The following is an 11,804-nucleotide window of genomic DNA, read 5'->3' on the forward strand; positions in this document are numbered from 1 at the left end:
GGTCGCGTCGAAATCGTTGCGAGGTGCGGGCGCAACGCGTCGCCGAGGAATCGATGGTCGTCTTCCCCGGCTAACCCAGACTCGGCGCCGATCAGCGATCCCGGCGCTCGCAACGGCACGGCCCCGCCGGCTAGTGAGATGCTCCGGTGGTCGTAGCCGGAATCGGCGAAGTAGTCGGCGGCGGCCGCGCGATGCTGGCACGCGAGCGCCCACGATGAGCGGATGTGAACAGCGACCTCGCGAAACTTCCGGTCCAGCCAGTCGTCATTGGTTGCCGACGACCCAGGCAGGTCGCGTGAAACACCCGCTGCCGACCGAATTTGATCGCGATCGCGAGCGGATAGTGCGATTCGGCGGCACCGAGGACCATGGACTGGCCGAGCGCCCATACATCGGGGTGCGAAAACCGTGAAAGGTCCAGCGACCGCCGTCAGTCAGGGCTTGTTCGTAACTGCGCTGCAGTACACGGCATCCGAGCCGTCGTCCATGCTCCGAACGCTAGGCGACGGGTCGCGGCGGGTAAGGCTCAGATTGTGAAGAAGCCTCGCGGTCGACTTCACAGTCATGTCCTCCTGTGGTGACTGCCGCCCGGTCATGCGCGCGATGTGTGCAATTCTAACGCAATAGCATGCGCATATTGCGTCTGCCTGTCGCCCGAACCATTCGACCAGAATTCAACTGTGGCTGCAGTCACACGGACTCAGCGGGCCGTGCAGGATCCGCGGTGAAGGGAAAGCAGATGTCGATAACAAACGGTGAGCGGAATCGGCTGTCGGGCGACGACGCCCACCTACGCGTGTTGGGTTACGAGGAGAAGTTCGAACGCAAGATCGGCCTGTGGTCGAACTTCGCGCTCGGCTTCCTGTACCTGTCGCCGTTGGTGGGTGTGCTCTCGATGTTCACGCAGGCGCTCACCACCGCGGGGCCACCTTCGATTCTGTGGCTCGTCATCGCCATGTGCGGACAGCTGCTGGTCGCCATGACATTCGGTGAGATCGTGTCGCAGTTCCCCATAGCAGGTGGGCTCTACCAATGGGCGCGCCGGCTGTGGAATGGGCAGTACGCCTGGATCATGTCGTGGATCTACATTGCGGGCGTCATCATCGGATGTACGACGACAGCGATGTTCAGCGCGGACTTCGTTCTGGCACTGTTCCATTCGGACTCCAACATCTCCTCCACTCCGCTCGAGCGGCTCATTGTCGCCACCGTGGTGATCCTGATCTGCCTGGCACTCAACTCAACTGGGTCCAAGACGCTGGCGACGATCGCAAAGGTGGGCTTGGCCGCGGAACTGGCCGGCATCATCGTGGTGGGGCTGTATCTCTTGTTGTTCGCACGCAAGAACAGCTTCTCCGTTCTCTTCGACACCTTCGGCACCGGCGGTGAAGGCGGATACCTTGGCGCATTCGTCACCGCAGCCATCGTCGGACTGGTGCTGTTCTACGGTTTCGAGGCGTGCGGTGAGGTCGCCGAGGAGACGCCGAACCCGGCCCGCTCGATCCCGCGGTCGATGATGTTGACTGTCGTACTCGGTGGCATCGCTGCGCTGTTCGCGTTCGTGGGCTACATCCTGGCTGCACCGAACCTGCAGGAAATCGTCAACGGTGATGTGGCCAACCCGATCACCGCGATCCTGACTGCCACGTTCGGCATTGTCGGCACCAAGATCTTCCTCGTCGTCGCGCTCACGTCGTTCCTGGCCTGCGTGATGGGGCAGCAAGCGGCAGGCAGTCGGCTGATCTTCTCCTTCGCCCGCGACGACATGTTCCCCGGAAGCGCAGTCTTCAAGAAGATCTCGGCCAACAAGGTGCCGTTCAACGCTCTGCTGATCGTCACCGTCGTTCCGTTCGTGCTGTTCGTGCTGCTGTACTTCCTGCCCGACGCGCTGTTCCGCGTGGCGGCTTTCCAGATTCTTGCCGGTTACTTCGCATTCCAGATGGTGGTGCTCGCTTCGCTGCGGGCAAAAACCAAGGGCTGGAAGCCCGGTGGCACCTGGACACTTGGCAAGTGGGGCTGGCCCGTCGGGGTTGGTGCACTCATCTACGGCGTGCTCTCGATGATCGTGCTGGCGCGTCCCAATGGCGACACCAGCCTGGCGTTCTACGACCGCTGGATCGCGCTGATCGGGTTCCTCATCGTCGCCGGCGTCGGCCTGGCGTACATGTTGATCGCCAAGCCATACCGGCATTCAACGGCACCGGAAGGCGACGCGATCGCCATCGCCAACCTGCTGCGTGAGCATCGGGCGCAACATGACATGGCAACCTACGCCGAAGAGGTGCCGCTGGCCGAACCGACTGCGCCGATAGCGCAGGCCAGGCACGGACGCAGGGACGTCGAGCGGGAAACCGCTACAGCCGCTGAGTAACACGTCACCAGCCCATAGCCGCCGGGGATCAACAGATCCCCGGCGGCTATGCTGCGTTGGAGGCGCGGCGGCTAGCGTTGAGGCGCTGGACCCGTCGTCGTCCGCACAATCAATTCGGTGGCTTTAATTGAGCGTCGGCGTGCCTGACCTGCGATCAGATCCAGCAAGATCTTGGCAGCCGTTCGACCCTTGTCCTCCAACGGCTGGCGCACCGTTGTCAGACCCACGAGATCCGCGAGGGGCGCGTCATCGAAGCCTATGACGGATACCGCCCCAGGCACATCAATGCCCTGCGCTGACAAGGCTTGCAATGCAGCCACGCCGTGGACATCGGAGGTCGCGACGATCGCGGTCGGGGCGAATTCGCTGATGAGTAGCTCGGCTGCGGAGCAGCCACTGTTCATGTCAATGCCCGCGGCTTCGACCAGTGCGACGTCAGCGACACTGACGCCGTGGGCCGCCGTCGCCTGCCGATACCCGGCCAGCCGCTCCCGAAGATAGGTCTCCTTCGACGATTCGACGTCAGACCAGTAGCGAAAGCCGGGCGAAGCGGTGGGGCCGAGACGGTCGGTGATCACGCCGATTCGCTTGTGCCCCAACTCCAGAACGTGGGCCATCTGCTGTGCACCGGCCCCGCGATGATCCACAGTGACATAGGGCAGATTGGCCACGCGCGGCGAGTCGATCGCCACGGCGGGGATCATCCGCGCGCGTACCGCGTCGACGACAGGATGGTCGTCGGCCAAGGCGTGCATCACCACGCCGTCGACAAGACCGCGAAGCACGGCGGATTTGATCGGGCCGTCGGCGCCGGGTTGCGGATCGACCGGCAGCAGGGTCAATGCGACGTCGGCGAGTTCACCGACCTCGACGATGCCCTTCATCAACAACATCGTGGAGGGGTCTACGACCGCCTGCGCCAATGAGCCCGCTACGAGTATCCCGACCGCGCCAATCCGGCCCAGCCGCAAGCTGCTTCCGGCGATATTGGGGCCGGTGTAGCCAAGCCCGGCTGCGATGGCGAAGATGCGATCGCGTTGAGCGGCAGACACGCGTGGTGATCCGCTGTAGGCGTAGGACACCGATGCTTGCGACACCCCGGCTGCGGCGGCGACATCCTTCATTGTCACCATGTCGCCTCTCCGTTCATCCGACGGTCGACTCGAGTGGAGAGCCGACGAGGCCAGCCTCACGCAGGTTAGCCCCGAGGCGAGGTTATTTTCCGCAACCGACGGTTACGCGCTCGGCGGGCGTGGCGAGGCGACGACTCAGGACTTCACTATGAAACCGGCGTCGATGACCAGCGTGGTGGCGGTGATATACCGCCCGGATTCCGTGACCAGATACAGGATTGCGTTGCTGACGTCGCTCGGATCGATCCACGGAACCGGCAGGATGTGCGTGCCGGCGAAGGTACCGACTACATCGTCACGGGTGGGCTTGTCGAGGTCAGGACGGAACAGGCTGTACACGAAGTCGTTGTTAATCATGTGGGTGTCCACGCACGTCGGGTTGACGGAGTTCACGCGAATGCTGTACTGCCCCAACTCGCGTGCTAGTGATGTCATCAATCCCGTCACCCCGTGTTTGGAGGCGGCATACGACGAGATGTTCTCCGCGCCCTTGAGCGCTTCCGTTGAACCGATGAACACGATGCTGCCGCCCTGCTGTTGGCTGATCAGCGTGGGGATCGCAGCTTTGACAGTGTGGAAAACTCCGTTGAGGTTGATGTCGATCATTTCACGCCAGTCCTGGGGGGCGATCTCCCACGTCTTGGCTCCCGAGCAGATCCCGGCGTTGGGAATGACGATGTCAACCCGGCCGAACTGCTCGATTCCGCGGTCGAAAACCGCTTTGACCTGATCGTAGTCGCGAGTGTCGGCGACCTCGGCGACGATGTCGGCGCCGGCCTGCTTGACCAGTCGCACCGTCTCCTGCAGATCTTCCTCGGTGGCGCCCTCGTAGGCCGTCGTGGTTGGTTTGGCGCACAGGTCGACGCCGATGATGCTCGCGCCTTCGCGTGCCAGTGTCAGTGCGTGCGAGCGTCCCTGCCCGCGTGCCACGCCGGTGATGAATGCGACCTTGCCGTCAAGTTGTCCCATGGTGTGTTTCCTAATCCAGAGGCGATCTATGGAAATGGCCGTCGCCCAACACGTGTCGGCCGGGCCGGTGTGAGGCTCGGATGTAGATTTCGAACAGTAAGTGAATCGTATCACCTACTGTGCACCAACACTATACAGCGCACCAGAGATGTCATATATTATTCGAATCACGCGGTTCTGATCAGCTGGTCGAGCCAGTCACCGAGGTGACGCTGGAGGCGCCTGCCGGTCTTATCCGCGTCCGCTGCACGTGCCGCGACGGCAAGGTCACGAGCGTCGAATTCGTCAACCAGCCCGCATTCGCCTATCACCTTGGCGCACCTCTGAAGCTCGACGGTTACCCGACTCTGACCGTCGACGTCGCCTGGGGTGGTATGGCTTATGTGCTGGCTTCGGCGGGCCAGCTGGACCTTCAACTGACGCCGGATGAGGCACGCGACCTTCGTGACCTAGGTCGAAACTCAAAATGACAGCGGCCCAACAGATTCCGCTTACCCATCCGTTCAACCACGAGTTTGCAGGCATCACCCAGACGGAGTTCGTCCGGGGCGCTCTCGCGTCGATGGCGTCCTCACGTCACGGAACGCCGTGATCGTCTCGCCGGGCCGGGTAGATCGATCGCCGTGTGGGACCGCAACCTCGGCGCGACTGGCCGTCCTTCACGCTCAGGGCCTGCCTCATCGGAGTCGGCGAGCGCTCGTGCGCCAGCTGCAATGGTGGGCGCAGCGGAGCGGGCGGAGTCCACCTACACCACTACGCGTCCTCACGGACGATCTGCCGCCGATCATCCCGTGAACGCTCACGATTGATCGTGCACAAGTTGGGCCTAGCCGGCCGAGGTGGGGGATGCGCACACTCTTACCTGTACATCCATTTATCAATGATGCGAAGCGATTTCGATCGCAAGAACGTGACGGGACGGGCCGTTCAAGTATCAGCATTCATGCCGGGTGTGTCGAGCACATTCGTGCGGAACGAAAGCCCCTGGCGCAGTGGGATTCCCCATCTCAATCAGGCTGTCACCACCAACTTCGCCGATGAGACCAGCACTCAACGCCGCAGTGCTTCTGTGAACGCTTGCAGGACATCACGAGTCGGCATTGGAGTAGCATCCCACCTGCACGTGGACGCGACTGGTCGAGGTGCGGCTCCGACAACTGCTCGAATTCGGCTTACCACGCGTAACCCTCGCAGCGATTACCTACCGTGTGGTCGACATGTCCGCGATATCCCGACTCTGGAGAACCGTCGTGCCAAAGGCCTCGATCTGCTGTTCCTCCGTGCCATGAATCGGCTGCAGGACCACGGCGTCGGCACCACTCGCGGCCAGCCGGGCGATCGCCGCCTCACACGCCGAGGTATCGCCACTGACGGTCAGCTGGCTGACGACCTCGAGATCGCAGTCAGCTTGCTGCAAGTTGCCCAATTGCGCAGCGAGGTAAGGTTTTTGAAGTGCGTTCTGCACGATGGGCAAAAGCGCTTCAACACCCCGGCCAGCGTCTTCGGTGTCGAGGTTCGACCAGACGAAGACGGTGATGTGAGCGTCGGGGCCCAGTGTCTTGCGAACCTCGGCTACATATTCCGGCGGGGAGCCTTCGGCAAGGATCACTCCGAATCCCAGCTCGCCGGCGAGTTCGATGCCCTTCGGGCCGCGCACTCCGAGGCTAAGCGGGGGAGCCTGAGCTGGTGGATGCGTCAACGAGACCCCATCGAGGCGCACATGTCGCCCCGAGTAGCTGACCAGATCGCCCCTGAGCAAGTCTCGGACAGTCTGTGACACTTCCGCCAGACACACCATCAAGCTGTCGGGATGCTGTCCGACCTGTCGAAGCCAGGCCGGCATTCCGTGTCCAATACCAGCGTGGAAGCGGCCAGCCGAAAGACGCGCGACTGAAGCGAATTCCATCGCCAGGTACATCGGATTTCGCACGGCGGCGGGTGCGATACCCAGACCCACCACGATGTCGGTCGTTACCGCCAGCGCTGCAGCGGCTTGCGCGATACCGCCTGCCAGAGCGAGGTCTTCGCACACCCACAACTCGTCAAAGCCGGCCTGTTCGGCCGATCGAGCCAGTCGAATGACGTGCTCGGCGGGTCGGCCATCGAGCTTGAAGCCGAGCTTGGGAATCATTGCCCTCCTTGTCCGGTGGCGTCACGTCGAGACCGTCAGTTCTTGCCAACCTACGAGCGGGCGACACGTACGGCCAGACACGAACCGTGTCGTCAATGCACCCAGAACTTCACACGTTGTGCCCTCGTCGAGAACTAGACACCATGGGGCGAAGGAAAACACCCAAGCGCTGTTCCCTGCATTACGACACTGTCGTGACACTTATCGACAGCGGGGGAGCAGAAAAAGGCGGACAGGTCAGTCGGCTACAGGTCTTACACTAATCAACAACACCTTCTGTCCAGGCTCAGCGTGTGTTGGGGAGGAATCAGATGAGCAGTCCGTTGCTGATCAATGCGCCCGCGGTGGGCGTCGCGTCGGCGATCGAAAACGCCGGAACGGCCACGATGGCCGGTACCGGCGCCGGTGCGGCCGCGCCGGTGACGGCGATCCTGCCGCCGGGGGCCGAGGACGCCTCGGCTGCGGCGGCGGCGGCCTTCGGTGCGCGCGGCGCCGAGACGATGGCGATGCTGTCGCAGCTGGTGATGGTGCGCGGGCTGTTCGCCGAAACGGTGGGCACCAGTGCGGCGGCCTACGTGGCCACCGACGCCATCAACGAAGCCACCCTGTCGATCTGATCGGCTGAAGGCGGTATGTCGGGATTCGGGGACGCGGCTGCGGTCGATCCTGCAACCAACCACGTGTTGATGCGCTCGGGGGACCTGGGCGCCAGCCTGCTGGATGCCGCCACGGGCCATGAGTCGATCGCCGACATGCTGCTGGCCGAGATGGCCGCGATGGGGATCAACGTCCACTCGACGGCGTCGGTGTCCTGGCAGGGGCCCGGCGGGCAGATGATGACGATGAGCGCCGACGAGTTCATCCTGTTGTGCGAGACGGCCTCGGCGTGGGCCCGGCTGTCGATGGTGCAGGCTTCCGAAGTGGCGATGGCGCACAGCAGCGCGCTGGAGTCGATGATCCCGGCCGAGGTGGTCGTGACCAACCGCACCACCCAGGCAACGCTGGTGGCCACCAACGCTTTTGGCATCCACACCGGCGAGATCGCCGCGCTGGAGGGCGAGTACCACGCGTTCTGGATCCAGAACGCGACCGCGCGCACCGGCTACGGATCGGTGGTGTCGACGGCGCTGGCCGCGCTGGGCACACCGGCGCCGTTCTCCCCGGACGCCGCCAACCCGTTGGGCCCGGCGATGGGCGTGGCACAGGCTGCCGCGACCGACGGCACGCAGGGCGCGTTGCAGGCCAGCGCGAAAACGATGACGCAGGCCGGCGACGCGACGGTCCAGGGCGGGTCGGGTTCTGAAGGCATGATGTCGTCGATGGTCGGCCAGCTCGGCGGCGTGTTCGGCCAGGTCGGCTCCTCATTCGGTCAGATCAGCCAGGTCGGCGGGCAGCTGCCGCAGATGCTGGGGCAGGCACCGCAGCTGCTGTCGGGCATGCTGGGCCCGCTTACCCAATCGATGACCAGCGCCAACGGGGCGCAGGCCGCGGCGGCGCTGGCGCCCGAGGCAGCGGGAGCGATCGGGCCCGGGCTGGGCGGCGTCGGAGCGCTGGGCTCGCTGGGCGGCGGCGGTGGTGGCGCGCTGAGCAACGCCGCGCTGTCGAGCAGCTTCGTGCGTCCGGCGAGCAGCTTTTCCGCACCCACCTCGCCGACGTTGCCCGGCGGCTGGCAGGGCGGCGGCCCGGCAGCAGAGGCCGGGGCGGCCCGCCCGGCCGGACTGGGCGGCGGCGGGCTGTACGGGGCGCCGCCGGCAGCGTTGGGCCGCGACGGTGAGCAGTCGCGCTCCGAGCAACGCCCGGGACGGGCGATGCAGATCACCGGGCGTCCCAGCAGGGGGGAGCAGCAACGGATCTGAATGAAAATTAGCGTCCAGAGCAGCCCCGCGCGGCTCTTAAACTGAAATCCAGCAGCTACCAACCAATTTCGAGGGAGACACCAGATGACGGAGCCCGGCGGCGGAACGATCAAGGTCAATGCCGCGAATGTTCACAACCTTGCCAACACCATGGACGACGTCTCGCAGCGCATGCAGGATGTGCTCAACCGCTACCAGCACGCCAACGAGGAATCCATCGCCAACCAGACGATGGGCGGCAACGCCGCGATGACCAGCGTGGCCACCGGTGCAGAGATCCACGACGCCCAGACCAAGATCCAGCATCGCTTCCAGCAGGTCAATGACACGCTGCGCCAGGCCGGTTCGCACACCACCAACACCGATCACGACAACTCCAGCCTGTACCAGCAGGTCGCCGGTGCCATCAAGTTCCAGTGAATCTGGACCCCACGAGCTTGCGCTAGTCATCCAATCGAACTGAGAGACAAAGGATTTCACTGATGGACAACGAAACGATCATCGCCAATCTGGCGGGCATGGCCGATCTGGCCTCCGGACACATGAGCTTTTCCCAGGAACTGGAATCGCTGGGGCAGGAAGCGATCAACGCCGTCAACGCCTCCCCGGAGTACTTCACCGGCCCCCAGGGCGCGCCGGCCTACCAGCAGGTGATGAGCCTGATCCACCAGGCCGTGCAGGACGGCCAGGAGGTCATCGCCCGCCACGGCAACGCCATCGACACCGCGGCCGGCAACAGCCAGGCCACCGACGGCGCGATCGGCCAGTCCTTCACGTCGATCTGAGAAGTCGGCAACGTTAGCGTCAACCGTTCAAGAGGGGGCCTGACTTCGGCAGGCCCCCTCTTGTGCGTGTGTTGAGTGAAAGGCATTGGGAGGCAACGGTGTTGCAGACATCGGTCGAGGGCATCTGGGTGCTGCAGGCACTGGTCGGCGTGGAGTCGATGCCAGTGGCGTTGCAGCTCAAGCCCTACATCCCCTCAGCACACGGCGACCTGATCGTGGAGACCACCGCCGGGCGTCAACCGATCGCGCGTACCGCGCAGTACCAGAGTCTGGTCGAGGCCGGGGTGATCGACGAGCGCGGCGCGGTCGACCCGATCGTGGCCGACTGGATGACCGTGCTGGGCCGTCCCGAGCGGGAGGTGGTGCTGCGGATCCGCCGCCCCGATGGACCCGCCACCGAAACCGCCGGGCCCACGGTGGCCGAGCGGGTGATGGTGATCTGCCGGCACCGCCGGTTCCTGGCGATGGCCGCCCGCGACGGCGGCGATATGGTCATCGGCGGTGTGGGTGAGGCCGAAGAGACCGACAAACAGATCGCCCACATGTGCCGGATGTTGTTGCCCGCCTTCGGTGAACACCCACCCGCAGACATCGAGGGTTTCAATGTGCCCAAGGACCTGCTGACCTCGGCGGTGCACGCCGCGGCCGGCAAGGGGCCCGAGGCGATGGCCGCGGCGCTGCGTTCGCTGGGGCTGGGCCCGTGGGAGGTGGAGGTGCTGCAGGCGGCCTCCGGTTTGGACACCTCGGCGATGGCCGTCGTGATCGTCATCGACCACCTGCCCGAGATGCGCCCGCACCCGCGGGTGCTGACCGTCGCCGACACCGAGTACGGGCGGATCAGCCTGTCCACCACGACGGCGGCCGACGGCAGGGAGTGGATGGCCGTCTTTCCCGCCACGCCCACCAGCCTGCGTGATGACCTGGCCGACCTGCTGGCCGTGCCGCAGCTGACATGACCGCTGAGTCGGTGGCGGGCGGAGCGTCGGTGGGGGTGGCGCCGTGGCGCTGAATTTGACGTCGCGCCTGCAGGTCACGGCGCACTACTTCTGGAACCGGCGCAACGCTGCGGCGTTGAGCCATCACGGCGTTCGGCTGGACTACGACCCCGAGCAACGGCGCATCGCCGCGCTGATCCTGGGCTTCGTGCTGACCCTGGTGGCGATCGCGCTGGCGGCGCTGATGGCCTACATCAAACCGGCCGGGCAAGTCGGCACGTCGGCGATCCTGGCCGACCGCGACACCGGCGCCATCTATGTGCTCGTCGACGGCCGGCTGCACCCCGCGCTGAACCTGACCAGTGCGCGGCTGATCTTGGGGCAAAACGCCAACCCGACCTTCGTCAAGGCCGCCGAACTCGACAAATACCCCAAGGCACCGTGGGTCGGAATCGTCGGTGCCCCAACACAAATGCCGCTCCGCACCGGACTGGGCTCCCAGTGGGCGGTGTGCGACACCACGCCCAGCGCCACCGCCACGGCGTCGGCCGGGCGCGCCCCGGTGGTGACCGCGATCGCCGGGCCACTGACGCTGGGGACACGGTCGGCGCCGCTGCAGATGCCCAACGCGATCCTGGCGCGCCACAACGACAAAACGTTCGTCGTGTGGGACGGGCACCGCTCCGACATCGACCTGTCCAACAAATCGGTGGCCCTGGCGCTGGGCGTGGATTCGGCCGCACCCCAACCGGTCACGATGTCCAACGCGCTCTATGACGCCATCCCGGCGACCGATCCGCTGGTGGTGCCGGCCATCGCCGACGCCGGTGCGCCCTCACCGTACAACCTGGGGCCCGGCGTGGTCGTCGGTTCGGTGCTGAGCGTGCACGACGTCGCCCAAGGCGGCGGCGAATCGCTGTACGTGCTGTTGTCCAATGGGGTGCAACGCATTTCGCCGTTCGTGGCGTCGCTGCTGCGGGCGGCCAACTCGTTCGGCGACGTCGCGCCGGTCGCGGTGTCCCCCGACCGGCTGGCACCGGTCCCCGTGGTCGACACGCTGCCGGTGTCCTACTACCCAGCCACCCGGCTGCACCTGGTCGACACCTCCGTGGCCGTCACCACCTGCATGGCGTGGTCGAAGGGCTCCACCGACAAAGCCGCGGTGGTGGCGGTCCTCTCGGGACAGGGGTTACCGATCCCGGCCGAGTCCGACAACCGGCTGATCCATCTGGTCAAGGACGGCCGCAACGACCCCGATTCCGATGAGGCCGATCAGGTTTACATCGCGCCGGGGTCGACCAACCTGGTGATGACGACGAACGCCGATCCGTCCTCGGTCAGCCGCGACTCGCTGTGGTGGATCTCCGATGAGGGGGTGCGCTACGGCATCGCGCTGGAGGATGCGACGCTGCGCCCGCTGGGCATCGCGACGGCCTCGGCGCGCCAGGCACCGTGGGCGATGATCCGCACGTTCGCCCCCGGTGCGGCGTTGTCCAAAGCCGATGCGCTGACCCAGCACGACTCGCTGACCCCGGTGGGTGGGGCCGAGGCGTTACCCACGAAAACGCAGGCGCCGCAATGAGAATGACGCAATCGGTGCCGCCGCAACTGGCGTACATGCTGT

The 11,804-nt window shown here is 65.0% G+C and carries 12 protein-coding genes and 1 pseudogene; 9 read left to right on the plus strand and 4 right to left on the minus strand.

Annotated features, from left to right (window positions below; all coding sequences use genetic code 11):
- Positions 1 to 35 precede the first annotated feature (35 nt).
- Positions 36 to 389, minus strand: a pseudogene (locus tag J3E61_RS33135) (heme-binding protein); the annotation flags it as partial.
- A 350-nt stretch (positions 390 to 739) separates the two neighbouring features.
- Here J3E61_RS33135 and J3E61_RS33140 point away from each other — a divergent pair.
- On the plus strand, positions 740 to 2,371 hold the full coding sequence (locus J3E61_RS33140; protein WP_192726053.1) for an amino acid permease: 1,632 nt from the start codon (positions 740 to 742) through the stop codon (positions 2,369 to 2,371).
- Positions 2,372 to 2,442: 71 nt separating this feature from the next.
- Here the strand turns inward: J3E61_RS33140 and J3E61_RS33145 are convergent, their stop codons facing one another.
- Both J3E61_RS33145 and J3E61_RS33150 read right to left on the minus strand, forming a co-directional pair.
- The gene (locus J3E61_RS33145; protein ID WP_192726052.1) at positions 2,443 to 3,504 is read right to left on the minus strand and encodes a substrate-binding domain-containing protein; all 1,062 of its coding nucleotides are present in this window, start codon (positions 3,502 to 3,504) and stop codon (positions 2,443 to 2,445) included.
- Between the two features lie 135 nt (positions 3,505 to 3,639).
- Positions 3,640 to 4,473, minus strand: coding sequence for a mycofactocin-coupled SDR family oxidoreductase (locus J3E61_RS33150; protein ID WP_192726051.1), 834 nt, complete (start codon positions 4,471 to 4,473; stop codon positions 3,640 to 3,642).
- A gap of 206 nt (positions 4,474 to 4,679) precedes the next feature.
- Between J3E61_RS33150 and J3E61_RS33155 the strand changes: the two genes are divergently transcribed.
- On the plus strand, positions 4,680 to 4,943 hold the full coding sequence (locus tag J3E61_RS33155) for a proline racemase family protein (RefSeq protein ID WP_192726050.1): 264 nt from the start codon (positions 4,680 to 4,682) through the stop codon (positions 4,941 to 4,943).
- Positions 4,944 to 5,061: 118 nt separating this feature from the next.
- On the plus strand, positions 5,062 to 5,268 hold the full coding sequence (locus J3E61_RS33160; protein ID WP_192726049.1) for a proline racemase family protein: 207 nt from the start codon (positions 5,062 to 5,064) through the stop codon (positions 5,266 to 5,268).
- Between the two features lie 406 nt (positions 5,269 to 5,674).
- Here J3E61_RS33160 and J3E61_RS33165 read toward each other — a convergent pair whose 3' ends face one another.
- Entirely contained in the window at positions 5,675 to 6,604 is a 930-nt protein-coding gene (locus J3E61_RS33165) for an LLM class flavin-dependent oxidoreductase (protein WP_192726048.1), read from the minus strand.
- Between the two features lie 311 nt (positions 6,605 to 6,915).
- Here J3E61_RS33165 and J3E61_RS33170 point away from each other — a divergent pair, with 311 nt between their 5' ends.
- The 6 genes from J3E61_RS33170 to eccB all read left to right on the plus strand — a co-directional run bounded on the left by J3E61_RS33170 (position 6,916) and on the right by eccB (position 11,762).
- Positions 6,916 to 7,221: a PE domain-containing protein gene (locus J3E61_RS33170; RefSeq protein ID WP_192726047.1), complete on the plus strand. Its 306-nt coding sequence runs from the start codon at positions 6,916 to 6,918 to the stop codon at positions 7,219 to 7,221.
- Between the two features lie 15 nt (positions 7,222 to 7,236).
- Positions 7,237 to 8,460, plus strand: coding sequence for a PPE domain-containing protein (locus J3E61_RS33175; protein WP_192726046.1), 1,224 nt, complete (start codon positions 7,237 to 7,239; stop codon positions 8,458 to 8,460).
- An 84-nt stretch (positions 8,461 to 8,544) separates the two neighbouring features.
- A complete protein-coding gene (locus tag J3E61_RS33180) occupies positions 8,545 to 8,880 on the plus strand; it encodes a WXG100 family type VII secretion target (protein WP_192726045.1) in 336 nt (111 codons plus the stop codon).
- 62 nt (positions 8,881 to 8,942) lie between these two features.
- Positions 8,943 to 9,245 (plus strand): hypothetical protein, encoded by a 303-nt coding sequence (locus tag J3E61_RS33185; protein WP_192726044.1) that lies wholly within the window; start codon positions 8,943 to 8,945, stop codon positions 9,243 to 9,245.
- Between the two features lie 98 nt (positions 9,246 to 9,343).
- On the plus strand, positions 9,344 to 10,201 hold the full coding sequence (locus J3E61_RS33190) for an ESX secretion-associated protein EspG (protein ID WP_210086891.1): 858 nt from the start codon (positions 9,344 to 9,346) through the stop codon (positions 10,199 to 10,201).
- 43 nt (positions 10,202 to 10,244) lie between these two features.
- Positions 10,245 to 11,762 (plus strand): type VII secretion protein EccB, encoded by a 1,518-nt coding sequence (eccB, locus tag J3E61_RS33195; RefSeq protein WP_210086892.1) that lies wholly within the window; start codon positions 10,245 to 10,247, stop codon positions 11,760 to 11,762.
- Positions 11,763 to 11,804 lie beyond the last annotated feature (42 nt).

It is taken from the genome of Mycobacterium sp. OAE908, from assembly GCF_017872775.1.
Taxonomy (GTDB): Bacteria; Actinomycetota; Actinomycetes; order Mycobacteriales; family Mycobacteriaceae; genus Mycobacterium.

What these genes read in the sequence shown, in the direction of transcription:
- J3E61_RS33140 (WP_192726053.1), top strand. Translation starts at nt 740, where the DNA reads ATGTCGATAACAAACGGTGAGCGGAATCGGCTGTCGGGCGACGACGCC.
- J3E61_RS33145 (WP_192726052.1), bottom strand. Translation starts at nt 3,504, where the DNA reads ATGGTGACAATGAAGGATGTCGCCGCCGCAGCCGGGGTGTCGCAAGCA.
- J3E61_RS33150 (WP_192726051.1), bottom strand. Translation starts at nt 4,473, where the DNA reads ATGGGACAACTTGACGGCAAGGTCGCATTCATCACCGGCGTGGCACGC.
- J3E61_RS33165 (WP_192726048.1), bottom strand. Translation starts at nt 6,604, where the DNA reads ATGATTCCCAAGCTCGGCTTCAAGCTCGATGGCCGACCCGCCGAGCAC.
- J3E61_RS33170 (WP_192726047.1), top strand. Translation starts at nt 6,916, where the DNA reads ATGAGCAGTCCGTTGCTGATCAATGCGCCCGCGGTGGGCGTCGCGTCG.
- J3E61_RS33175 (WP_192726046.1), top strand. Translation starts at nt 7,237, where the DNA reads ATGTCGGGATTCGGGGACGCGGCTGCGGTCGATCCTGCAACCAACCAC.
- J3E61_RS33180 (WP_192726045.1), top strand. Translation starts at nt 8,545, where the DNA reads ATGACGGAGCCCGGCGGCGGAACGATCAAGGTCAATGCCGCGAATGTT.
- J3E61_RS33185 (WP_192726044.1), top strand. Translation starts at nt 8,943, where the DNA reads ATGGACAACGAAACGATCATCGCCAATCTGGCGGGCATGGCCGATCTG.